Here is a 22,604-nt window from a genome sequence, read left to right on the forward strand (position 1 = left end):
CCGGGGCGCCCCCCATGGCCCCCCACCCGCCGCTCCGGGTACGCCCGGCGCGGCCCCCCCCCGGGGGGGGCGGGGGGCGTAATGTGCCCGCCCACGCCCTGGTTGCCGCCTGGAGACAGACGCGGGCAGCGACCAGGGAAAGGCGGCGGGCGGCGGTGGCCGGACGAGACGAAGCGAGCGGCGGCGCGAGCGCGGCGGACGAGATCAGGGGCGTGCGCCGGGGGCTCGCGCCGGTGCCGTTGTCGGTGCTCGACCTGGCCACCGTGGGCGCCGGCCGCACCGCCACCCAGGCGCTGCGCACCACGGCCGAGCTCGCGCGGCTCGCCGAGCGGCGCGGCTACCACCGCTTCTGGGTCGCCGAACACCACTCCATGCCGGGCGTGGCCAGCTCGACGCCGGCCGTGATCCTGGCCCACCTCACCGCCCACACCGAGCGCATCAGGCTCGGCTCGGGCGGCGTCATGCTGCCCAACCACGCGCCGCTCACCGTCGCCGAGCAGTTCGGCACCCTGGAGGCGCTGGCCCCGGGGCGCATCGACCTCGGCCTCGGCCGCGCGCCCGGCACCGACGGCGCCACCGCCGCCGCGCTGCGGCGCGGCCGCACCGACGGCCCCGACGAGTTCCCGCAGCAGGTCGCCGAGCTCACCCGCTTCCTCGACGACGACTTCCCCGACGGCCACCCCTACTCCCGGATCCACGCCGTGCCGGGCCCCGTACAGGGCAGCACGCCGGGCGGGGTGCGGGGCGTCGGGCGGCCACCGATCTGGCTGCTCGGCTCCTCCGGCTTCAGCGCGGAACTCGCCGGCCGGCTCGGCCTGCCGTTCGCCTTCGCCAACCACTTCTCGGCCGCCAACACCATCCCGGCGCTCGAGCTCTACCGCCACACGTTCCGGCCCTCCGCCGTGCTGGACGCGCCGTACACGCTGATCGGCGTCAACGCGCTGGCCGGCGAGGACGAGCGCGAGGTCGACCGGCAGGTGATGACCGGCGCGCTGTCCATGCTGCGGTTGCGCACCGGCCGGCCCGGGCTGATCCCGACGCCGGAGGAGGCCGAGTCCTACCGGTTCGCGCCGGTGGAGCGCGAGGTCGTGGACGGCTGGCTGTCCAACGTCGTCCACGGCACCCCGGACGCGGTCCGCAAGGGGCTCGACGACCTGGTCCGCCGCACCGGCGCCGACGAGCTGATGATCACCGGCCACGTCCACACGCCGGAGGCGCGGCTGCGCAGCTACGAACTGATAGCCGACGCCTACGAGATGGCCTGACGGCCGGCGACGGCCTGCCGGCCGGGCCACGGGACGTGGCGCGGGCAGGGGCGGGCGGTTGTGCGGCCGGTCGTGCCGGCGCACATCTGGCCACCGGAAGCCGGCCATCGCGCTGCGCGCGGCTCGGGCCGTGCCGGCCGGGTGCGCGGGCGCGCGACCGAGGGCACCGGGCCTCCGGCCGGCGTGCGGTGGTGGGTGGTCGTCGGGGCTGGACGGCGCGCGCCGGGCCACGGCAGGCCCGCCGGCCCGGCTACGGGGCGTGGCGCGGGCGGGGCGGCCGGTCGTGCTGGCGCACATCTGGCCACCGGAAGCCGGTTGTCGTGCTGCAAGTGAGTGCGGCCAGGCCCCCGCGTAGTGGGGTGGTGGGTGGTCGTCCGGGTTCGGGCAGTGTTCGGCGGACGCGGCGATGCCGCAGGCGGCCCCGCGGTGACCGGCCACCGCTCGGCCCGGCGGCTCCGACGTAACCACCGGTGGCCGCGCGTTGGCGCCGGCTCCGGCCGCTGTCGCACTGCGCGAGGGCCGGCTCCGCCCGGCCCGGCTAGGGACGGGCGGCCGTCGCCGTGCGGATCGCTTCGCTGAGTGCCGCGGCCTGGCTCGTGAAGCCGGTGACGCGCAGCCGTCGGCCGTCCCGCAGCCGGATGCGGCAGTCGACGTCGCGGCCGGTGTGGCGGGCGAAGAGCAGGCCGGCGCGGCCGGTGTCGCGCACCCGCGCGATGTCGGACCACGGCACCGACGTGGTCGCCGCGCCGCGCCGGTGGACCAGGCCGCCCTCGTGCAGCGCGAACACCTCGCCGTCGCGCGCCCGGCGGGCGCCGTCCGCGCCGATCCGGGCCAGCAGCAGCCCGGCGAGGCCGATACCGAGCGGCAGCCCCACCACGAAGTTGCTCCGCGAGCCGCCGTCCCCGCTGAAGCCGAGGACCAGCAGCGGCACGCCGACCACGACGCCGAGCACGCCCACGGCCAGCGCGGCCCTCGTGAAGCCGCGGTTCGGCGGCCCCACCACCGGATGTTCGGCCACCAGCCGGCCCAGCCGGACCGACTCCCCCGACCCCTCCGTCATCACAACCCCCGACGCTCGTCGTGTCCCCGCGATCCCGCGGCACCTGCCGAAGAGTCTGCCCTACGTCGGAGGTCCCGTGACCGCCCGGCCGGGAGGAGGGCGGAACCGCCGTCAGCGGCTCACCGCAGGGTGAGCCGGTAACGGAACGGCGTCCGGCCGGTGATCAGGACGCGGGGGCCGGTCGGGGTCAGATTGCCGCCGAGCCAGGTGTAGCGCTCACCGGGGTCGACCACCGGCGGCTGGCCGGGACCCGAACCGTTGCCCGGGCCGAAGGTGATGCGGTCCTCGCCCACCGTGTAGCTCGCCTCGCCCGACACCAACTGGTGGGTGTTCGCCTGTCCCTGGACCGCCGTGAGGCCGGATCCCGAGAGTTCGCCGCCGGGCCGGAACGCCAGCTCGATGGCCAGCGGTACCTCCGACTCGTCCACCTGGAACGACACGTCGAGTCCGTCGCCCGACGCCCGCACCACCACCTCGGTGCGCAGCGTCAGATAGGTCTTGGGGCGGTGCGGGAAGTCCATCGCCGACCAGAAGCGCGGGTCGTCGGTGAGCGCGTAGTCGCCGTCCTCGCGGCGGTGTTGGGGCGGCAACGGCAGGTGGTAGGCGGCGCGCACCCGGGAGTGCAGCCGCCAGCCGCCGCCCGAGGCCCGCTCCAGGCCCTCGCTGCGGAAGTGGCCGAGCGAGAAGAACTGCGGGGCGAGCCGCACCGAGTCCAGGATGGCCGCGCCCTTGCGGAAGGCGAGGAAGGTGGGGTTGGTGGAGAGCCCGGAGGCGAACGTCGGGATCTCGGCGAAGTCGGTGCCGCCGAAGAGCGTGAAGGTGCGGGCGCCGCGCCGGGACCTGAACAGCGCGGTGTCGGTGTCGTGGTGCTCGTAGCGGGTGGGCGGCAGCCCCGACCCAGGCAGCCGCCCGGCGAGCTCGCGGTGGTGCAGGACGCGGGCCAGGGCGTCGCCCGTCGGGTCCTCGCCGCCCGGGAGTTCGGCGATGCGACGCTCGATGTCCCGGGCCACGGCGGCGAGTTCCGGGTCGCGGTCGTGGATGGCCAGCTCGCGGTAGAGCAGCCAGTAGTCGACGATCGACCGCTGCCTGGTCTGGTCCTGGCGCCGCGAGTGGACCGTGACCACCTCGCCGTTGGGCTCCAGCAGGTAGCGGGTGACGCGCAGGTTGCGGCGCACGTTCTCGTAGAGCTCAGGACGGTCGGCCAGCCGCGCCACGGTCAGCAGCGAGTAGCCGGTGACCACGGAGGCGTAGGTGGCGCTGCGCTCGCTGTACTGGCCGCCCGGGTACTGGTCGATGCCCTCGGCCAGCCACTGGTCGATCCTTCGGGGGTAACGACGGTCCGGGAAGAGGGCGTTGACCTGGGCCAGCACCCCGCAGATCTTCCACCGGTGGTTGGGGGTGTGCACCCCGCCATCGGCCATCGCGGGCCCGGCGGCGCGCACGATCCGGCCCACCGTCTCCCGCACGCCGGCGGTGCGCGCGTCGTCGTCCTCGCCCAACAGGCTGAGCACGACGCACAGGTCGCCGATGGAGAACGCGGTGTCGGGCGGCGAGTGCAGGTTGCCCTGGTCGAACAGGCCGTCGTCGTGCTGGTAGTCGGCGAGCGCCTCGGCCATCTCTTCCATCGGGGCGACGAGCGTCTCGTCGTGGTGGTGGGCGGAGCGCTCCCAGGACCAGGCGGCGGCGAGCCGGCGGATGGCCCGGGCGGTGGAGCGCGCGTTGATGTTGACCAGGTTGGCCCGGTAGCTCGCCAGGACGTCCGGCACCAGGCGGTCGCCCTCGGCGGTGATCAGGTCGAGGAACGCGCCGTCCTCGGGGACGCGTTGCTCCCCGGCGGCACCGGTGCCGCCAGCGGCCGGCGCGACGGCGAACGCCGGCCCGCCCCCCGAGACGGCTCCCACGGCCGCCGTACCCACGGCCGTACCCATGACGAAACGCCGGCGATCCATGCTCATGGCCGGTCCACCACCCTTGCTGGAGTCCCACGAAAACGGCGCTGGAAAGCGCTTGCGGCACTCTAGGTTTCGTCCTTATGACAGGACAAGAGTCGTGCAGGGGGAGAAACGCCGCACCCGCCGCCAGCCGTCGGGCGGCCTCGGCGCCGGTGACGGTCACCCCGTGCGCGGCCAGCTCGCCGAGCAGCCGTGACCGCCGGTCGCGGATCCGGTCGGCGGCCTTCCGGCGGCGCCACAGGGGCAGTTCGCGGCCGCCGACCCGGGTGCGCGGCGTGGCCGGGCTGAACGCGCCGCACGGACGCGACACGCGGCTGACGTGGCCGAGCCCTTTTCGTGGCGCGGCCGACGCGCTCAGCCTGCTCGGCGCAGCTGGCCGACGAAGGAGGCCCAGGCGGCCTTCGGGACGGTGAAGGGCGCGATACCGGTGTCCCTCGAGTCCCGGACCCCGACGCGGTGCGAGAAGTCGGCGACTTCGACGCAGGTGCCGCCGTTTCCGTCGCTGTAGGAGGACTTGAACCAGGCGGCTTCGGACAGATCTGGTGTCATGATGCGTTCCCTCGTGTGAGTTCTTTCAGGAATCGCGGCGTCTCGTCGGGTGCGAGCGCGGCCTTCATCTCGCCGGTCGGTTGGCGCGCTCCAGCAGTGCCCGGGCGTCCCGGTGGCGTGCGTGCGGTCGGAGCAGGGCCTTCATGGTGGCCACTCGTTCGTCGGCGCGACCGGAATGCACGCCGGGGTAGTCGTCGAGGACGCGGTGCCATGTCGCGTAGGCCGCTTCCAGATGGCCAAGCGTCAGCTGCCGCTCGGCGAGCTGTGCCCGAAAGAGAACGCCGGACCGGGCGCCGTCCGTTGTGTCACGGAGCCGGAAATGCTGTTCGAGGGAGGCGCACGCTTCCGCGGACGTCCCCCAACTCGTACTGGACCTGTGAGGTCGCGTAAGCCAGCGTGGCGGCGGAGAAGCCGCCAAATGTGCCAACCTGACTCGATGCCCTGTCCACCGCACGTTCGGTGGCCTGGAGGGCCTGAAACGCCCTGTTCCGTTCCTGCGCGGCCGCGTGGCAGTGGGCCTGCTGTCCCGCGAAGAAGGCGCTCAGCCGCTGCCCGGCCGCCGGCGCGGTGCGCGCGGCGCTGGCCAGCCGAAGTGCCTGCGTCCGGTGGCCCAGGTTCACGGCCTGTACGGACATGCCGCGCAGGATGTGACAGTAGGTCAGGTGGTCCTCGGCCGCGCCGGCCAGTTCGAGAGCCTTGAGGTAGTAGCGCTGCGCCAAGCCGTGCAGGCCCTCGTCCACCGCCATCCAACCGGTGTTGTAGCAGGCGAACGAGGCGGCGGACAGCATGGCCCGACGAACCTCGTTGGACCCGTCGGCACGCAGATAGGGGGCCACCGTGTTGACCAGGAAGCTGGCGGCCATCGGTCGGGTGTCCCGGCTGCCGACGCGGGCGTCCAACTCCGCGAGGTACTCAGTCATGCTGGTGACCGTCTCGACATCGCTGAACCCGATGCGCTGGCTCCTGCCCGAGCCGACGGCCTCCCAACGACCGACGACGTCGTGCCAGGCGGGAATGGCCAGCGCGGCGGAGTAGGCCGCGGCGCCCAGCACTCCACGACGTGATGGATTCATGTCGCTCCTCGCCAGCTCCACCAGTGATTCGACCGTATTGCTACCCGTATAGGCGTTCGCATTCTCTGGTTGGGGCAGGCCCGCGTCCGCGTGCGTGACGACGCGTCCCAACCGCCGACTCAGAACCTCGATGAGGAAAGGGCGCAGCGCACAGAGGCGCGCGGCAGGGTGCCGCGCAACCAGTTGCTTATGGATGGTTGTCCGTAGCAGACCCTTACGCCACCGCATGCGGTTGCCCGGTTGACCGCGCGGACGAACTGGGACTCGGTGAGGCCGGATTCGGCAAGCAGACTGGCCAGCCTGTCGTTTGGCGGTCGCTTGGTCATGGAGCGGCTCCATTCCCGAACTTTGATGGCTTTGATGCCTCACTGATGGCTTTGGTGCTTCACCGGTCCCATCACCCTACCCTCCGCCTGCTGCGCTGAGTTGTGATGAATGCGCATTCGGTGACGGAGGGAGGAGCGTGAGATGGCGGACGAACCGGCCGGATCGGCTGGTGCGATCGAGCCCTTGCCTCAAGGTGAGAACGATCAGGCGGCGGAGGCGCGACCGCTCTCGGTGAGCGACACGCTGCGAGCGCGCGTGCGAGAGGTCAACGCCGCCAGTGAGGCGAACATCGCGAGCAAGGGCGGGTGCCGGTGGTGAGGGATCGCGCTCGTGCCGCCCACGCAAGGCGGGTGCCGCGAAGGCCGTCGCGTGCCGTCGTGGTGGATGCGCTGTTCCGGCATGCCTGGACGCTCTATGCCTTCGTCGTCGGCGGTTCGATTCCGCTGCCAGGCACGCCGGCCCGCATTCCTGGGCCGGATGAGTTGTCCGGAGGGAGGTGAGCACGATGACGGCGCATGTCCTGCGCAACGGGGACGAGAAGCAGCCGGGAGACGACGAGCCGACGGAGCCGGGGAGGACCCCTGGCGACTCGGACGACGGGCGTCCGTACAACGCCTGCGACGTAGTCTGCGGACAACGTGTGTGAGAGGGCCGCTTCGCCCCTGGCGGGGCGGCCCGGTCTCAGGCGGGAGTATGCCTGTGGGTGAGGGCCCTTATGAACCTACCAGTGACATTCGGGAGTTGCTTGGTTTCTCCAAGCGTCGGCTGGTGATGGACCGGCGGGGGTCCACCGTGTGGCGGGTGACGGGGGAGCGCGGGGGTTGGGCGGTGAAGTTGGGGTATCCGGCGGGGCCCTCGCACGGATACACGGCGTTCGCGCCCGCGCGGGAGGTGGCCGTGTTGGAGCGGCTCGGGCGGGATGGCCTGTACACCGGGCGGTGGGAGCGTGGGACCTGGGGCGTGCAGCCCTGGTGTGAGGGGACGAGTCTCTGGGAGCTCTGGGAGCCGTACCGGACGGTGGGCGGTGAGCCCGATGTGCGGACGGCCCTGGCGTGCGCCCGCGCGCTCGCGGAGTTGCACGAGGCCGGCTGGGTGCACGGGGATGTCCAGCCCGCGCACTTCATCGTCAGCGCGGAGGGGCGGGTGCGGTTGATCGACCTGGCGTTGGCGCGTGGTGGGGAGGTCCCGGAGTGGTGCGACTTCGCCTTCCGGGGGTGCCTGGTGCACTACGAGAGCCCGGAGATCTCGCGCAGCGTGCTGGCCACGGGCGAGGCGGTGCCGACGCCGGCGTCGGACGTGTTCGCGTTCGGGGCCAGCCTGTTCATGAGCCTGACCGGGCGGCGGGTGGTGGACTTCCCGGGTGACGCGGATCGGGAGACGCAGCGCCGGTTCATCGCGCGGTGGCGGCGGCCGAGGGGCGAAGTCCCTGGAGCACTCGGGCGGTTGGTCGAGGCGATGGTGAGCCCATCCCCGGCCGACCGGCCGGGGATGGCCGAGGTCTGCGCCGGGTTCGGCCGGGCGCAGGCCTCGGGCGGTCGAATGCCTACGGGGTCCTGAACAGCGTGTAGCCGGAGGAGACCGGGTCCTCGTCGGCGGTGGTCGACGTGGTGCTGACGATCTGGCCCTCCACGTCGGCGATGTAGTACCGGACGGTCCAGGACGTGGCCGTGTCGCAGAAGTCCAGCACTTCCCAGAGGAAGCACTCCCTGACCGAGATGACGACGTCCCAGAAGCGGTAGTAGTCGCCGATGGAGACGTTGTTCACCTGGGACACCATGTCCAGGCTGAACAGTTCCCCGGTCCCGTTGGTGAGCGGAGTGGCGACCACGCTCCACCCCGAGGGCGCGCCGCCGGAGCACGCCACGACGTTGACGCTGACCTCCCCGTAGCGGACGCGCGTGACCGTGCTACCTGGGAAGAACTTCTCGTTGGCCGGTTCGCGGCACACGCTCGCCGCCGCCGGGGTGGCGGTAGCGACCACGCCGATCCCGGCGAGCGGCAGCAGCGCCGCGAACAGGACGGATAAGCGCCTGAGCAGGCCCATGCGAATTCCCCCTTGTGTCGAAGACACGCCTTATGGCGCGCTTGGCAGCCTTGCGGGCAAAGGGTGGAATGTACAGGGAGACAGCGAAATGCTCCGGCACCCGTTTGGTGGACGACGTGCGAGGGCGGCGCACGCGGCGCGACCCGTCACGGCGGCCCGTACAGCCGGAGGAAGGTGCGGACGCCGGTGGTCACCGTCTCGGTCACCTCGTCCTCGGGGAGCGGGACCGCGCCGTAGAAGGTGCGCTGGTTCACGTTCACCACGGTGAGCAGGTTGAAGTGGTCGGCCGCCAACTCCGCGGTGGCGTCGCCGAGACTGAGGAGGCCGCGGTCGGCCATGCCGGCGAGGTAGGGCGCGAGGCGGAGGTGCGCCGTCTGCGGGCCGGCCTCGATCCAGGCGTCGAGGACCGGGCGGGGTATCCGCGCCGCCTCGGCCTCGATCGTGCGGACCAGCGCGAAGTGGTCGGGGAACTCCCAGACGGCCGCGACCCGTTCCAGCGCGAAGGCCGTCAGGTCCTCCGTCACGTCCACGATCTTGCGGAGGTGTTTCTCCAGCAGGCGGGCGATGGCGGCGGTGACCTCGTGGCCGCCCTCCAGCGCGACCGAGAGGAAGAGGTCCTCCTTGTCGCGGAAGTGGTTGTAGACCGTCCGCTTGGACACCCCGGCCTCGGCGGCGATGGCGTCGACGGCCGCCCGGGCGTAGCCCTCGGTGCCGAAGACACGGCGCGCGGCCTCGGTGATCGCCCGCCGCTTCTCGGGCCGCGGGCTACTCATCGCGTCCGTCCGGTCGGGGGCCCTGGTCCCGTGGCTCGGTGAAGTAGCTGTCGTGCGCCAGGAAGAAGTCCTCGCGCTCCCGCTGGCTGAGGCCGGCCACCTCTGCCACGTGCTCGAAGTAGCCCTCGCGCGGCGCCCCCGGCGTGAACAGCATCAGGAACGAGACGGGCTCGTCGGACTCGTTGGCGAAGGCGTGCAGGCCGCCGGGCGGCACGTAGAGGAAGTCGTTCCGGGGCGCGTCGACCCAGCGTTCGCCGTCGAAGACCCGCAGCGAGCCCGAGGTGACGAAGAACGACTCGGACATCGTCCGGTGGAAGTGCGTGCCGGTGCCGGCGCCGGGGACCAGGTCCACGACGTGGTAGAGCCCGAACTCGCCGCCCGTGGGCGCCGAGAGCCGCTTGCCGGCGGGCTTGCCGGTGGCCAGGTAGAAGGTCTTCATCCCGGAGGACGAGACGAGGTCGGGCCCGGCGCTCGCCGGGCGGTGGAACGCGCTGACCTGGCCGGTCTCCCCGTGGTAGCGGGGCTCTGGGTAGCCTGACATGAGGGTGAGGGTACACCGGATGGTGTACTTGTTGCACTGCACGGTGCAGTACGGTTATCGGCTCGCCGCCGCCGAGCGGTCGCGGACGATGATCTTGCCGATGTTCTCGCCGCGCAGCATGCCGAGGAACGCGTCCACGACGTGCTCGAAGCCGTCGACCACCGTCTCGTCCAGGGGGAGCCGGCCGCTCACCAGGTGCGGCACCGCGAACTCGTACAACTCCTCCTGGAGACGCAGGTGGTTGCTGACCAGGAAGCCCTCGACGCGCAGGCTCTTCTCGACGACCGCCGCGTGGCCCGCACGACCGACTCCGATCTCGCCCCGCACGAACTGCGCGTCCTGGTGGCGGTCGCGGAGGCCGGCGGCTTCTCTGCCGCGGCCGGGGCGCTCGGCCTCACCCAGTCCGCCGTCTCCCACTCGGTGCGCGGCAGCGAGCGCAAGATCGGCGCCGTTCTCTTCGAACGCGGCCGGGCCGGCGCCCGCCCCACTCCCGCCGGCGCCACGGCCGTCGCGCACGCCCGCCGGGTGCTGCGGCTGCTGGACGTGCTGACGGCCGAGGCGCGCGGCGCGGCCCAAGCGGGCAAGGCGGGCAAGGCGGGCGAGGCGGGCCAAGCGGGCGAGGTGGGCGGGACGCTGCGGATCGTGGCCTTCCGCAGCGTCGCCCTGCACCTGCTGCCGCCCGTCCTGCGGCGGCTGCGCGACCGGCACCCGGGCATCGAGCCGCGGGTGCGGATCGTCCGCGAGGTGGGGCCTGGCACCGCGGGCGAGGTGGCCGACGGGCGGGCCGACCTCGGCATCGCCACGCTGGGCGGGACGACGCCGCTGCCATCCGGGGTGGTCGCGGGCGGGCTCTTCGAGGAGCCGTACGCCCTGGCGCACCCGGCGGGCCACGCCGCCCCGCGCTCGCTGCCGCTGGTCGACTGGGCCGAGAACTGCGGCTCGTACACCCGTGCCTGGTGGGCGGCGCAGGACTGGATCCCGCGGGCGACCGTCGAGGCGGAGGACGACGGCGCGGTGCTCTCCCTGGTGAGCGGCGGCCACGGGATGGCGATCATGCCGGCGCTCGCCCTGGCCGAGGCGCCGGACTCGGTCGGGATCACCGACCTGGGGCCCGGGCGCCCGACCCGCCGGGTCGGCTACGTCACCACCCGGGAGCTGGCCGGGTCGACCGCCGTGCGGGCCCTGGCGCGCGAGCTGCGGGCCACCGTCCCGCCGGGCTGCGAGCCCGCCGGGCGGGGCCGCGTCGGATCGATCGCCTGAACCCGGTGTCAGCCGCCCCGGCGCGGGAACTCGGGGCCGGACGACGCGGCGACCGGGCACGAGGAGACGGCAGGTGGTGGAACCCGAGGGGACGACCGGCGGGCGGCCACCGGGCGGGCCCCGGGGCGGGCCCGCCATCGGCCTGGACGGCCTGGCGGCCGGCGCCCACCTGCTGGACGGCAGTGGCAACATCCTCGCCGTCAACACGTGGTCCGAGCGCCTGCTGGGCCGCCCGGCGGCGGAGATGGTCGGACAGGACGCGCACGACCTGCTGCACCGCGACGGGCAGGGCGGGACGTTGCCACGGGCCCAGTGCAGGTTGCGCAAGGCCATCATCGCCGGGAGAACGGAGCAGACGACCGGGGAGTGGGTCGAACGCGGTGACGGCTCGCTGATGCGGGTCTCCTGGGTGGCCACACCGTATGAGTCGGGCGACGCCGAGCGTGCCACCCTGGTGCTCTTCCACGCCGAGAGCGCCGCGCAGCCCAGCTCCCGGCTGTGGGGCGCCGGCGCGCCGATCACGGAGCTGGAGCGGCTGGCGCTGCTGGCCGAGGCGACGACGGTGCTGGCCGCCGCCAGGCTGGAGGTGAACGAGACGCTGGAGCGCCTGGTGGACCTCGTGCTGCCCCGTCTCGCGGACTGGGCCGTCGTCGACCTGATCACCGAACGTGACGAGGCGTGGCGCTTCGCCGTCGCGCACGTGGAGGACGATGAGGTGGTCAGGCGGGAGGACCTCGAGGGGGCGATGCCGCCGGTGCCGGAGGAGTCTCCGATGCCGCTGTCCAGGGCGCTGCGCGGGGCCGCCTCCGCGGTGGCCGGCCCCGAGACCTACCAGGGGCCCCCGGACTCGGGCATCGCCGTCGAACAACGCCGGCTTTTCGCGGAGACCGGCATGCACTCGGCCGTCATCGCGCCGATCCGCGGTCCGCGGGAGGTCATGGGGGCCCTCACCCTGGGCCGCTCCGAGCAGCCGGAGCGGTTCACGGCGGGCGACATCGCGCTGCTCGAGGACATCGCGCGCCGCGCCGGCATCGCCGTGGAGAACGCCCGGCTCTACCAGGGGCAGCGCCGGGTGGCGGAGACCATGCAGCGCCACCTGCTGCCCCAGATGCCGTACGTACCCGCCCTGGAGATGACCGCCCGGTACGCGCCCGCGAGCGACGCCTCGCAGGTGGGCGGCGACTGGTACGACGTCTTCGCGCTGGCCGACGGTGCCACGGCCCTGGTCATCGGGGACGTCGTCGGGCACGATCTCGACGCCGCGGCGGGCATGGCGCAGCTGCGCAACATGCTCCGCGCCTTCGCGTGGGGCCGGCGGAGACCACCGAGCGCGATCGTCGAGCAGCTCGACGAGGCGGCCTCGCACATCGCCGAGGTCTCCATGGCCACCATGATCTTCGCCCGTCTCGAACTCACCGACAAGGAGCGCTACGAACTGTCCTGGACCAACGCGGGCCACCCGCCGCCCCTGCTGGTCACCCACGACGGCATCGTCCAGTCCCTGACCGGTGGTCACGGCGTGCTGCTGGGCGTCGCGCCCGACCAGGCCAGGACCGACGCGACGGCGACGCTGCCGCCCGGTTCCACCCTGCTGTTCTTCACGGACGGCCTCGTCGAGTCACCGAGCCGCTCGATCGACGAGGGCCTGTACCGGCTCCGACGGGAGGCCGCGGCCCTGGCCCACCGCCCCCTGGAGTCGTTCACCGACAAGCTACTGAGGCGGGCCCGCGCGCCGGGCAACGACGACGACGTGGCGCTGCTCGCCGTCCGCGTCCCGCACCGCCTCGGCCCGAGCGAGGGCGTCAGCCGGCGGCCAGCCGGCGGGTGACGTCCGCGGCAGGCTCTGCCGTCGCGTGGCGGTGGCCGGTGCCGGCCCACAGGCTCAGCGCGTGCGGGTCGCCGGCCGCCGCGGCCGCCGCGCGCAGCGGCCTGGTCAGCTGGTGGAGCAGCGGGTACGCGGCCGGCGCCGCGGCGTCGTGCGCGTCGATGAACCGGTTGCGCAGCCCGCGCGCCGGGCGGCCGGTGAACGCGCGGGTCACGACCGTGGCGTCGAACGCCGGGTCGGCCAGGGCCGCCCGGTAGGGCGGCGAGGTGCCGGCCTCGGGGGAGCGGAGGTAGGCGGTGCCCGCCTGGGCCGCCACCGCGCCGGCGGCCAGGGCCGCCGCCACGTCGCGGCGGGTGGTCAGGCCGCCGGCGGCGATCAGCGGCAGCGCGGTGACGGCGCGGACCGCCGGGAGCAGGGCCGCCAGCGGGGTGGGGTCCGGGTCGGCCGCCGGGTCGAACGTGCCGCGGTGGCCGCCGGCCTCCGGGCCCTGCACGCACAGCGCGTGCACGCCGAGCGCCGCCGCCTCGCGGGCCTCGTCCCGGGTGGTGACGGTGGCGATCACCCAGCTGCCGGCCGCCCGCAGCGCCGAGACCACCCGGGCCGGCGGCGGGCCGAAGGTGAAGGAGACGACGGGGACCGGGTCGTCGATGAGCAGCCGCAGCTTGGCGTCCCAGTCGTCGGTGTCCGCCGGGTCGGGGTCGGGCAGCGCGACGCCGTACCGCGCGGCCTCGTCCGCCAGTTCGGCGCGGTAGCGCTCGGCGCCGGCCGGGTCGGGGACGGGGCGGGGGACGAAGACGTTGACGCCGAAGGGCCCGGTGGTGCGGGCCCTGGTCGCGCCGATCTGCTCGCCGAGCCCGTCCGCCGTCCGGTAGCCGGCGGCGAGGAAGCCGAGCCCGCCGGCCTCCGCCACTGCGGCCGCCAGCTCGGGCGTGCCCGGGCCGCCGGCCAACGGGGCCTGGACGACGGGGAGTCGGAGGTCGCGGGGGTCGAACATCGGTGTCCTCCAGCGGACGGCGGGCCCGTACGGTTCTCACCGTACGGGCCGGGCCGGGGAAACCGCGGGTCAGGAGGTCGGCTGCGGCTCCTGTTCGGGCGCGGTGTCCGCCGCGAGTGCGGCGCGTGTCGCCTGGCGGCGGGAGGCGATGGCGCTGCCGACGAACAGGCCGACGAGCGAGGCGAGGACCAGCACGATCACCGCGGCCTGGCCCCAGTTCGCCGCGTTGCCCACCAGGAAGCCGGAGACCCCGAAGTCGGCGTCCGAGAAGGTGGAGTTGGCCAGGCCCACGTCGCCGAGGCGGGGCAGGACCAGCAGCGGCAGGAAGGTGATCAGCAGGCCGTTGGCCGCGGCGCCGAGCACCGCGCCGCGCCGGCCGCCGACCGCGTTGCCGATGACGCCGGAGGCGCCGCCGGTCATGAAGTGGGCCACGATGCCCGGGATGATGATCGTGCCGCCGACGGCCGCCAGCACGCCCATGCCGATCAGGCCGGCGGCGAAGCTGGCCAGGAAGCCGACGAGCACGGCGTTCGGCGCGAAGGTGAAGACGATCGGGACGTCCAGGGCGGGCTTGGCGTTGGGGACCAGCTTCTGCGAGATGCCCTTGAAGGCGGGGATGATCTCGGCGAGCACCATCCGGACACCGGCCAGGATGACGGTCACGCCGGCCGCGAACATGCCGGCCTGCATGATCGCCCAGATCAGGAACCACTGTCCGCCGCTCAGCTCGCTCTCCACGTAGCCGGGGCCGGCGATCAGCGTGACCAGCAGGTAGATGACGCCCATGGAGACGGCGATGACCACCGTGGTGTCCCGCAGGAAGCCGAGGCCCGAGGGGATCTTCAGGTCCTCGGTCGACTGCTTCGGGTCGCCCTTGGTGAGCTTGGCGACCAGGCCGCTGGTGGCGATGCCGAAACCGCCGGTGTGGCCGAGCGCCACGTTGTCCTGCTTGGTGACCCGCCGCATCCACGGCTGCACCAGCGCCGGCGAGACGGTGGTGACGATGCCCTGCGCCAGCGAGCCCCACAGCACGGCCTGCCAGGACTCGAAGCCGTTGGCCATCAGGATCACGGCGATCATGGCCGCCAGGTAGAGCGCCACATGGCCGGACATGTAGATGTACTTCAGCTGCGTGAAGCGCGCCAGCAGCACGTTCACCACCATGCCGAAGAAGAAGATCAACGCGGCCTGGGTGCCGAAGTCGGTGAGGACCGTCCCGACGATGGCCTCGTTGTTGGGCACCACGCCCTGCACGTCGAAGGCGTGCTGGAACATGTCGCCGAACGGGGTCAGCGCCCCGGAGACCACGCCGGCGCCGGCGGCCAGCACCAGGAAGCCGACGAAGGCCTTGACCGTGCCCTTGAGGGTGTCGGAGAACGACTTGCGCTGGAGGACCAGGCCGAGCAGGGCGATCAGGCCGATGATGACGGAGGGCTCGCGGAATATGTCCACGAGGGTGTTCAGAAAGCTGTTCACTGGTCAACGCCTTTCCACGGCACGACTGGTGGTTCTGGGTCGCGATGCAGGTGACGTCGGCAGCGGACAGACGTTCCTTGCTTGGTAAGCGGGGGCGGGGGTCAGGAGGTCAGAGCAGGCCCTTGCGGACGGCCGCGGCCTTCACGGCCTCGCGCAGCTCCTCGCGGTCGATGATGCTGTTCAGCACCACCACGTCGCCGAGGCCGGCGGCCGCGTCCTCCAGGTCCTTGGCCACGAAGAACACGTCGGCGCTCGCCGGGCTGGCGGAACCGATGTCGGAGTGGTCGACCTCGACGCCGCTGATGCCGAGCTCGGCCAGGACCTCGTCGATGTTCATGTGGACCATGAAGCTGCTGCCGAGGCCGGTGCTGCACATCGCCAGGAATTTCATCTCGTCTCCTCGAATTCGCTGATGAGCTTGGTGACGTCGGCGGCCGACCGGGCGGCGCGCAGCGCCTCACGGGTGTCGGTGTCCGACAACATGCGGGCCAGGGAGGCCATCGCCAGCGTGTGCGCGTGCGCGTCCACCGCGGCGAAGCAGAAGTAGAGGTCCACGGCGTGCTCGGTCTTGTCGAGCAGCGGCGCCGGCTCCTCGAGGCGCAGCATCGAGATGGCCGTGCGGACCGCGCCCCGCTCGGGGCGGGCGTGGGCCAGGGCGATGCCGAAGCCGAGGTCGATGTAGGTGCCGCCGGCCTCGATGGACTCGATCATGGCGGCCAGGTAGTCGGGGGTGATGTCCCCGGCCTCCAGCAGCGGCGCCGCGACCTGGGTCACCGCCTCGCGCCAGCCGAGACGGTCGGCGGAGAAACGTATCTTCTCCTCGGTGAGCAGGTCGCTGAGCTTGGTGCTTGTCATTGCGGTCTCTCTGGTGGTGCGGGGCCGTGCTACTCGGCGTCGGCGATGATGTCGAACGACAGCTCGGCGCTCTCGGGCAGGAACTTGGACGTCCCGTGGATCACGGGCCGCCGGTTGAGGTCGAAGACCCGGGAGGTCGCCAGCAGCAGCGCCGAGCCGGCCGGCACGTCGAGCAGGCCGGCCTCCCGCCCGTCGCACTCGTGCAGGCCGACGACGATCTCGTTCCTGGTGAGCACCACGTCGTGGTGCGCCCGCAGGTAGGCGTACAGGGACGTGGCGGTGAAGTCCGACGTCAGCACGTCGGGGAAGCGCTCCTCCTCCACGAACGACTCGGCGAGGTGGTGGATCCGGCCGTTGACCCGGCGCAGCCGCTCCAGGCGGATCACGGAGGTGGCCGGCGAGACGTCCAGCGCCGACGCGAGCCGGGCGCCGGCCCGCATCGGCTTCTGCACCAGGACCTCCGAGGTGACGGTGTGGCCCTGGCGGGTCATCTGCGTGAAGAAGCCGGTGACCTCGCTGACGAACCGCTCGCGGTGCTTGAGCGCGTAGCGGGGGCGGGTGACGAAGGTGCCCTTGCCGTGCTGACGGATCAGGTGCCCGTCGTTGACCAGCTCGTCGACGGCCCGCCGCAGTGTGATGCGGCTCACCGCGTACTCCTCGCAGAGCACGGACTCCGGCGGCAGCTGACCGCCGACCGGCAGCCCGCTGACCCGGCGCAGCAGATGGTCGCGCACCTGGGCGTACTTGTGCTCGGCCATCGCCGCCTCCTCGCTGAGTACGTGTCGTCGAGACGTCATGATGACTAGAAACCCGAACGACGTCAATAGGTCGCCTCCAGGTAACCGTACTGCTCGGTGAGAGCTTCCGGAACGGGGGCAGATCGCCGCAACCAACCCTGAATAAAAGGGGTAAATGGGGCAATGGTGGCGGCCGGCGGGGATGCGTTACGTTGAGGCGAGTCATCATGACGACATGACCTATCGGCGAGGCCGGCGCCATCTCGCCCGAAATCTCGCCCGATCTCGCCCGCTCGCAGAGGAGCCCGCCGTGACCGCAGTGATCCCAGCCGTGACCGAACCCGCACTGGGCCCGACGGACCGTCAGGCGGTCGCGGTGGCCCGCGCCCTGGCCATGGACGCCGTGGAGGCCGCCGGCTCCGGGCACCCCGGCACGGCGATGGCCCTGGCGCCGGTCGCCCACCTGCTGTTCCAGCGCCACCTGCGGCACGACCCGGCCGACCCCGACTGGGAGGGCCGCGACCGCTTCGTGCTCTCCTGCGGCCACGCCAGCATCCTGCTGTACACCCAACTCCACCTCACCGGCTACGACCTGGACCTCGACGAGCTGCGCCGCTTCCGCCGCCTCGACTCCCGCACCCCGGGGCACCCCGAGTACCGGCACACCGCGGGCGTGGAGATGACCACCGGGCCGCTGGGCCAGGGCGTCGCCACCGCCGTCGGCATGGCCATGGCGCTCCGGCGGGACGCCGCCCGCCTCGCCGGCGCCGCCCCCGAGGCGACCGACCGCACCGTGTGGGTGCTGGCCTCCGACGGCGACCTCCAGGAGGGCGTCTCCTACGAGGCCGGCGCCCTCGCCGGCCGCCACCGGCTCGACAACCTCGTCGTCGTCTGGGACGACAACCGCATCCAGATCGAGGGCTCGACGGACCTCGCCACCCGCGAGGACACCGCCGCCCGCTTCGCCGCCCAGGGCTGGGCCGTGCGACAGGTCGGGCTCGCCGAGGACGGCGACGTCGACAGCGACGCCCTGGACGCCGCCCTCACCGCGGCCCGCGCCGAACGCGGCCGGCCCACCCTCGTCGTCCTCAGGTCGCGGATAGCCTGGCCCGCCCCGCACGCCGTCGACACCCCCGCCGCGCACGGCGCCCCGCTCGGCGCCGACGAGGTCGCCGCCACCAAGCGGCGGCTCGGCGTGGCCCTCGCCCCGTTCACCGTCCCGCCCGAGGTGCGCGCCCACACCCGCCGCGCCCGCGAGCGCGGCGCCGCCCTGCACCGCGCCTGGGACGAGGCGCTCGACGCCTGGCGCGCCGCCCACCCCGAGCGGGCCGCCGCCCGGGAGGCCGCCGTGGCCCGCCCCACCCGCGCCGAGATCGCCGCCGCCCTCCCCGAGTTCGAGCCCGGCGCGTCCCTCGCGCCCCGCGACGCGTCGAGCGCCGTCATCCAGGCGCTGGCCGCCGCGCTGCCCCGACTGTGGGGCGGCTCGGCCGACCTGGGCGACTCCAACCGCACCACCATCAAGGACGGCGGCTCCTTCCTCCCCGAGGAGCCGGCGGGCCGCACCGTCCACTGGGGCGTGCGGGAACACGCCATGGCCGCGGCCCTCAACGGCATCGCCCTCGTCGGCTACGACACCCCCTTCGCCGGCACCTTCCTGGTGTTCAGCGACTACCAGCGGCCCGCGCTGCGGCTCGCCGCGCTGATGCGGCTGCCCGTCGTCCACGTCTGGTCCCACGACTCCGTCGCGCTCGGCGCCGACGGCCCCACCCACCAGCCCGTCGAGCACCTGGCGTCACTGCGCGCCATGCCGGGCCTCGCCGTGGTCCGCCCCGCCGACGCCACCGAGACCGCCGCCGCCTGGCTCGCCGCGCTCGGCCACCAGGGCCCGGTCGGCCTGGTGCTGGCCCGGCAGGGCCTGCCGGTGCTGCCGACGCCCGCCGAAGCCGTCCGCGAGGGCGTGGCCCGCGGCGCCTACGTGGCGGCCGAGGGCGACGAGGTGCTGCTGCTGGCCAGCGGCAGCGAGGTCGCGCTGGCGCTGGCCGCCCGCGAGGCGCTGGCGGCGCGCGGCGTCTCGGCCCGGGTGGTGTCCGTGCCGAGCAAGGACTGGTTCCTGGCCCAGGACGCCGCCTACCGCGACGCGGTGCTGCCGCCGGCCGTCCGCGCCCGGGTGGTGGTGGAGGCCGCCACCGCCTTCGGCTGGCACGACCTGCTCGGCGCGCACGGCACCACGGTGACCATCGACGACTACGGCCTCTCGGCCCCCGCCGCCGACGCGCTGGCCGCCAAGGGCATGACGGTCGAGGCCGTGGTGGACGCCGCGTTGGTCTCGCTGAAGTCGGCGGGCGCCCGATGAGCGACGCACCCGCGGCAGCCGGGCCGACGACGGCGCCGCGCACGCCTCGCCGCGTGGACGGAGACGCGCGAGGGGAACCGCCGCGCGACGGACGTTCGCCGCTGGCCGGCGTCGACCTCGTCGTCCTCGACTGCGACGGCGTGCTGGTGGACACCGAGACCCTGGGGCCCGCCGTGGTCTCCGAGATGACCGGCGAGGTGGGCTGGCCGCTCACCCCGGACGAGGTGCGGCGGCGCTTCCTCGGCCGCCCCGAGGCGTACCTGTACGAGCAGGTGCGGGCGCACGCCACCCGCCCCGTGGGACCCGACTGGCTGACCGACTACCGGGACCGGGTCAGCGCCGCGTTCGCCGCCAGGCCGCACACCATGCCGGGCGTCGGCGAACTCCTCGACGCGCTCGACGCCCGCGCCCTCCCGTACTGCGTCGCGTCCAGCGGGAGCCACGCCAGGATCCGGCACTCGCTCGGCCACAGCGGCCTGTTGCCGCGGTTCGCGGGGCGGATCTTCAGCGCCGACGACGTGCCGCGCGGCAAGCCGGCCCCCGACCTGTTCCTGCACGCCGCCCGGGCGTCGGGCGTGAAGCCGGCCCGCTGCCTGGTGGTCGAGGACAGCCCGGCCGGCGTCGACGCGGCCCTGGCCGCCGGGATGCCGGTCGTCGGCTACACCGGCGGGCCGACGGCCGCCGAGGCGCTCGCCCACGCCACCCTCGGCACGGTCCCCGACCTGCGGCTGATCGCCGGCCCCTGACGAGGGCCGAGTCGGAGGGCCCGCCGGCGGGCAGGTGTCAGGTGTCCGTCGACGAGTGGGAGGGCCTGACACCGTGACCAAGACCATCGGACTGATCGGCGCCGGCATGATCGGCGGCACCGTGGCCCGCCTCGCCGTCGCGGCGGGCCTGGACGTCGTCCTCAGCAACTCGCGCGACCCCGAGACGCTCACCGACCTCGTCGCCGACCTCGGCGCCCGGGCCCGCGCCGCCACCCCGGCCGAGGCCGCCCTGGCCGGCGACCTGGTCGTGGTCGCCGTCCCGCTGCACGCCCACGAGCAGTTGCCCACCACGGAGTTGGTCGGCAAGGTCGTGATCGACACCATGAACTACTACCCGGAGCGCGACGGCCGCATCGGCGAACTGGACGCCCAGGCGGTGACCTCCAGCGAGCTGGTGCGCGGGCACCTGGTCGGTTCCCGCCTGGTCAAGGCGTTCAACAACATCTCGTTCCAGAGCCTGCTCACCCTCGCCAGGCCCGCCGGCGCCCCCGACCGCAGCGCCCTGCCGATCGCCGGCGACGACCCGGAGGCCAAGGACGAGGTGGCCGAGCTGCTCGACGCCCTCGGTTACGACGCGGTCGACATCGGCGCCCTCGCCGACAGTTGGCGCTCCGAGCCGGGCACCCCGGTCTACGGCCGGCCCTACTTCCCGGCGGAACGGCCGCCGGGTCTCAACCGCGACGAGGCGTTCCGCTGGTTCCTCGAAACCCCCAGTGTCCCCGTGTCCGCCGACCAGGTGCGCGAGTTGACCGCCGACGTGGTCCGCGGCACGCCGGGCGGCGTCCTCCCGGACGACGCCTGAGCGTGCGCCCCCGGGCTACCGCTCGTAGGTGACGGTCACCGGCGCGTGGTCGCTCCAGCGCTCGGCGTGGGTGGCGGCCCGCTCCACGTGTGCCTTGACGGCGCGGGCGGCCAGGCCCGGCGTGGCGAGCTGGTAGTCGATGCGCCAGCCGGTGTCGTTGTCGAAGGCCCGGCCGCGGTAGGACCACCACGAGTAGGGGCCCTCCTGGTCGGGGTGGAGCGCCCTGACCACGTCCGTGTAGCCGCCGTCGGCCGGGTCGAGGACGCGGTCGAGCCAGGCGCGCTCCTCCGGCAGGAAGCCGGAGTTGGTGCGGTTGGCGCGCCAGTTGCGGAGGTCGGCCTCGCGGTGCGCGATGTTCCAGTCGCCGCAGACCAGCACCTCGCGGCCCTCGGCGGCGGCGCGCCCGCGCAGGTCGACGAGGTAGGGGAGGAACGCGGCCATGAAGCGCTCCTTCTCGTCCTGCCGCTCGGTGCCGACCTCGCCCGACGGCAGGTAGAGGCTGGCCACCGTGAGCCCCGGCAGGTCGGCCTCCAGGTAGCGGCCCGACGCCTTGAACTCGGCGCAGTCGAAGCCGATCCGCACCGCGTCCGGTTCCCGCCTGGTCAGCAGCGCGACGCCGGCCCTGCCCTTGGCCTCGGCCGGCGCGTAGGTCACGTGCCAGCCGGCCGGCCTGGCCACCTCGGCCGGCAACTGGGCCTCCTCGGCGCGCACTTCCTGGAGGCACACGACGTCCGCCGTCGTGCCGGCGAGCCAGGGGAGGTAGCCCTTCTTGGCCGCGGCGCGGAGGCCGTTCACGTTGACGCTGGTCACGGTGAGCTGCTGCACCGCACGACCGTAACAAACCGCGCGATAGGGAAGGGGGCCGGCCGGGGCGGCGGCTGGAGCCGTGGCCTCCCGCAGGTGGCGCGCCGGTCAGCCACGGAGTGGGATGAGGCCGGCTGCGGTCGGGCGGAAGCCGCAGGCGTCGACGTAGAAGGGGCGCAGGTGCTCCTCGAAGTCGACGTGCAGCCAGTCGCAGCCGGCCGCCCTGGCCTCGGCCTCGGCGAGCGCCACGAGTCGGGCCGCCACGCCGAGGCGGCGGTGGTCGGCGGCGACGACGGTGTCGAGGAGGAAGGCGTGGGCGCCGCCGTCCCAGGCGACGTTGACGAAGCCGACCAGCCGGCCGTCCGCCGCCCGCCGCGCGCACACCCAGCCGAGGCTGTGCCGACGCAGCCGCCCCGGCCAGTCGCCGCCCTCGGGCGCGGGGCCGAAGCCGTCGGCGTGCAGGGCCGCCACCTCGTCGTGGGTCAGCTCGCCGCGCCAGGTGTAGTGGAGGGACGTCATGCGGGGATCGTAGGACGTGAGCCGTGCCACGCGGGTCGCATTCGTACTATGACCTGCATGGACATTCGCATCGTGCGCTTCGACCACCCCGACGCGGTGAAGCTGAACGACGAGGTGCAGGCGGAGTACGCGGAGCGGTACGGCGACGAGGGGGACATCACCCCCCTCGACCCCGAGATGTTCGTGTCCCCGCGTGGCCTCTATCTGCTGGCCTACGACGAGAGGGACCGCCCGATCGCCACCGGCGGCTGGCGCTCCCAGGACGCGGCAAGCGAGGAGGGGTACGCGGACGGCGACGCCGAGATCAAGCGGATGTTCGTCGTCCGGGAGGCGCGGGGCCGCGGCCTCTCGCGGATCATCCTGGCCCGCCTGGAGGAGGACGCCAGGGCGGCCGGGCGGAAGCGGATGGTGCTGGAGACGGGCACGGAACAGCCGGAGGCGATCGCGCTCTACCGCAGCGCCGGCTACGTGCTGGTGCCGGACGCCGAGAAGTTCGGCCTGTACCGGGCCTCGGACAACAGCCGCTGCTTCGTGAAGCCGCTGTAGGGACTGCCGGGTTTCCCCCACCCACCCGCCCTTTCCCGGCCTGCGGGGTCGGCGAAGCCGGCCGGCGGCGGCCGCGGTCCGG

24 protein-coding genes and 1 pseudogene are annotated in these 22,604 nt (G+C 73.6%); 10 read left to right on the plus strand and 15 right to left on the minus strand.

Features of this window, described 5'->3' with window-relative positions; translation table 11 throughout:
* Positions 1–155: 155 nt before the first annotated feature.
* Positions 156–1,265 carry an LLM class flavin-dependent oxidoreductase gene (locus tag ACFWI8_RS05005; RefSeq protein ID WP_387085804.1) on the plus strand — a complete coding sequence of 370 codons (1,110 nt, stop codon included), beginning with the start codon at positions 156–158 and terminating at the stop codon, positions 1,263–1,265.
* Positions 1,266–1,803: 538 nt separating this feature from the next.
* Here the strand turns inward: ACFWI8_RS05005 and ACFWI8_RS05010 are convergent.
* From ACFWI8_RS05010 to ACFWI8_RS05025, 4 genes are all read right to left on the minus strand, one after another.
* Positions 1,804–2,325, minus strand: a complete 522-nt coding sequence (locus tag ACFWI8_RS05010) for a PH domain-containing protein (protein ID WP_387085807.1) — start codon at positions 2,323–2,325, stop codon at positions 1,804–1,806.
* A gap of 119 nt (positions 2,326–2,444) precedes the next feature.
* A complete protein-coding gene (locus ACFWI8_RS05015; protein ID WP_387085810.1) occupies positions 2,445–4,280 on the minus strand; it encodes a hypothetical protein in 1,836 nt (611 codons plus the stop codon).
* 351 nt (positions 4,281–4,631) lie between these two features.
* Positions 4,632–4,826: a DUF397 domain-containing protein gene (locus tag ACFWI8_RS05020; RefSeq protein ID WP_387085813.1), complete on the minus strand. Its 195-nt coding sequence runs from the start codon at positions 4,824–4,826 to the stop codon at positions 4,632–4,634.
* 305 nt (positions 4,827–5,131) lie between these two features.
* Positions 5,132–6,010 carry a hypothetical protein gene (locus tag ACFWI8_RS05025; protein WP_387085816.1) on the minus strand — a complete coding sequence of 293 codons (879 nt, stop codon included), beginning with the start codon at positions 6,008–6,010 and terminating at the stop codon, positions 5,132–5,134.
* A gap of 357 nt (positions 6,011–6,367) precedes the next feature.
* Here ACFWI8_RS05025 and ACFWI8_RS05030 point away from each other — a divergent pair, with 357 nt between their 5' ends.
* From ACFWI8_RS05030 to ACFWI8_RS05040, 3 genes are all read left to right on the plus strand, one after another.
* The gene (locus ACFWI8_RS05030) at positions 6,368–6,544 is read left to right on the plus strand and encodes a hypothetical protein (RefSeq protein WP_387085819.1); all 177 of its coding nucleotides are present in this window, start codon (positions 6,368–6,370) and stop codon (positions 6,542–6,544) included.
* A gap of 187 nt (positions 6,545–6,731) precedes the next feature.
* Positions 6,732–6,872: a hypothetical protein gene (locus ACFWI8_RS05035; protein ID WP_387085822.1), complete on the plus strand. Its 141-nt coding sequence runs from the start codon at positions 6,732–6,734 to the stop codon at positions 6,870–6,872.
* A gap of 182 nt (positions 6,873–7,054) precedes the next feature.
* A complete protein-coding gene (locus tag ACFWI8_RS05040; RefSeq protein ID WP_387085825.1) occupies positions 7,055–7,783 on the plus strand; it encodes a protein kinase in 729 nt (242 codons plus the stop codon).
* Here the strand turns inward: ACFWI8_RS05040 and ACFWI8_RS05045 are convergent.
* The 4 genes and pseudogenes from ACFWI8_RS05045 to ACFWI8_RS05060 form a co-directional block, all read right to left on the minus strand.
* The gene (locus ACFWI8_RS05045; RefSeq protein ID WP_387085828.1) at positions 7,770–8,270 is read right to left on the minus strand and encodes a hypothetical protein; all 501 of its coding nucleotides are present in this window, start codon (positions 8,268–8,270) and stop codon (positions 7,770–7,772) included. The two genes, ACFWI8_RS05040 and ACFWI8_RS05045, sit on opposite strands and share 14 nt — an antisense overlap.
* 146 nt (positions 8,271–8,416) lie before the next feature.
* Positions 8,417–9,043, minus strand: coding sequence for a TetR/AcrR family transcriptional regulator (locus tag ACFWI8_RS05050; protein ID WP_387085831.1), 627 nt, complete (start codon positions 9,041–9,043; stop codon positions 8,417–8,419).
* Entirely contained in the window at positions 9,036–9,584 is a 549-nt protein-coding gene (locus tag ACFWI8_RS05055; RefSeq protein ID WP_387085834.1) for a cupin domain-containing protein, read from the minus strand. The genes ACFWI8_RS05050 and ACFWI8_RS05055 overlap by 8 nt, the downstream gene beginning before the upstream one ends.
* Positions 9,585–9,638: 54 nt before the next feature.
* A pseudogene (locus tag ACFWI8_RS05060) lies at positions 9,639–9,878 on the minus strand (NADP-dependent oxidoreductase); the annotation flags it as partial.
* Between ACFWI8_RS05060 and ACFWI8_RS05065 the strand changes: the two are divergent.
* Positions 9,876–10,844, plus strand: a complete 969-nt coding sequence (locus tag ACFWI8_RS05065; protein ID WP_387085837.1) for a LysR family transcriptional regulator — start codon at positions 9,876–9,878, stop codon at positions 10,842–10,844. The pseudogene ACFWI8_RS05060 and the gene ACFWI8_RS05065 overlap by 3 nt on opposite strands.
* A 73-nt stretch (positions 10,845–10,917) precedes the next feature.
* Positions 10,918–12,672, plus strand: a complete 1,755-nt coding sequence (locus tag ACFWI8_RS05070; protein ID WP_387085840.1) for a SpoIIE family protein phosphatase — start codon at positions 10,918–10,920, stop codon at positions 12,670–12,672.
* Here ACFWI8_RS05070 and ACFWI8_RS05075 read toward each other — a convergent pair.
* The 5 genes from ACFWI8_RS05075 to ACFWI8_RS05095 all read right to left on the minus strand — a co-directional run bounded on the left by ACFWI8_RS05075 (position 12,647) and on the right by ACFWI8_RS05095 (position 16,791).
* Positions 12,647–13,663 (minus strand): nitronate monooxygenase, encoded by a 1,017-nt coding sequence (locus ACFWI8_RS05075; protein WP_387085843.1) that lies wholly within the window; start codon positions 13,661–13,663, stop codon positions 12,647–12,649. The two genes, ACFWI8_RS05070 and ACFWI8_RS05075, sit on opposite strands and share 26 nt — an antisense overlap.
* 69 nt (positions 13,664–13,732) lie before the next feature.
* Positions 13,733–15,139 (minus strand): PTS ascorbate transporter subunit IIC, encoded by a 1,407-nt coding sequence (locus ACFWI8_RS05080; protein WP_387085846.1) that lies wholly within the window; start codon positions 15,137–15,139, stop codon positions 13,733–13,735.
* 109 nt (positions 15,140–15,248) lie between these two features.
* Positions 15,249–15,530, minus strand: a complete 282-nt coding sequence (locus ACFWI8_RS05085; RefSeq protein ID WP_311604025.1) for a PTS sugar transporter subunit IIB — start codon at positions 15,528–15,530, stop codon at positions 15,249–15,251.
* Positions 15,527–15,994, minus strand: a complete 468-nt coding sequence (locus ACFWI8_RS05090; RefSeq protein ID WP_387085850.1) for a PTS sugar transporter subunit IIA — start codon at positions 15,992–15,994, stop codon at positions 15,527–15,529. Before ACFWI8_RS05090 ends, ACFWI8_RS05085 begins: the two co-directional genes overlap by 4 nt.
* A gap of 29 nt (positions 15,995–16,023) precedes the next feature.
* Positions 16,024–16,791, minus strand: a complete 768-nt coding sequence (locus tag ACFWI8_RS05095) for a GntR family transcriptional regulator (RefSeq protein WP_387085853.1) — start codon at positions 16,789–16,791, stop codon at positions 16,024–16,026.
* A 250-nt stretch (positions 16,792–17,041) separates the two neighbouring features.
* On the opposite strand from ACFWI8_RS05095, the gene tkt reads away from it, so the two are divergent.
* Genes tkt through ACFWI8_RS05110 form a run of 3 tightly spaced genes read left to right on the plus strand, consistent with a single transcriptional unit; the run spans position 17,042 to position 20,653 of the window.
* Positions 17,042–19,084 carry a transketolase gene (tkt, locus tag ACFWI8_RS05100; RefSeq protein ID WP_387085856.1) on the plus strand — a complete coding sequence of 681 codons (2,043 nt, stop codon included), beginning with the start codon at positions 17,042–17,044 and terminating at the stop codon, positions 19,082–19,084.
* Positions 19,085–19,137: 53 nt separating this feature from the next.
* Positions 19,138–19,830 (plus strand): HAD family hydrolase, encoded by a 693-nt coding sequence (locus ACFWI8_RS05105; protein WP_387085859.1) that lies wholly within the window; start codon positions 19,138–19,140, stop codon positions 19,828–19,830.
* Between the two features lie 55 nt (positions 19,831–19,885).
* On the plus strand, positions 19,886–20,653 hold the full coding sequence (locus ACFWI8_RS05110) for an NADPH-dependent F420 reductase (protein ID WP_387085862.1): 768 nt from the start codon (positions 19,886–19,888) through the stop codon (positions 20,651–20,653).
* A gap of 15 nt (positions 20,654–20,668) precedes the next feature.
* Here the strand turns inward: ACFWI8_RS05110 and ACFWI8_RS05115 are convergent, their stop codons facing one another.
* Positions 20,669–21,478, minus strand: a complete 810-nt coding sequence (locus ACFWI8_RS05115) for an exodeoxyribonuclease III (protein ID WP_387085865.1) — start codon at positions 21,476–21,478, stop codon at positions 20,669–20,671.
* A gap of 87 nt (positions 21,479–21,565) precedes the next feature.
* Complete coding sequence (locus ACFWI8_RS05120; RefSeq protein WP_387085868.1) at positions 21,566–21,976, minus strand: GNAT family N-acetyltransferase; 411 nt, start codon at positions 21,974–21,976, stop codon at positions 21,566–21,568.
* A 57-nt stretch (positions 21,977–22,033) separates the two neighbouring features.
* Between ACFWI8_RS05120 and ACFWI8_RS05125 the strand changes: the two genes are divergently transcribed.
* Positions 22,034–22,522 carry a GNAT family N-acetyltransferase gene (locus tag ACFWI8_RS05125; protein WP_387085871.1) on the plus strand — a complete coding sequence of 163 codons (489 nt, stop codon included), beginning with the start codon at positions 22,034–22,036 and terminating at the stop codon, positions 22,520–22,522.
* Positions 22,523–22,604: the final 82 nt, after the last annotated feature.

The organism is Streptomyces sp. NPDC127098, from assembly GCF_042722465.1.
In the GTDB taxonomy this organism is placed as follows: Bacteria; Actinomycetota; Actinomycetes; order Streptomycetales; family Streptomycetaceae; genus Streptomyces; species Streptomyces millisiae.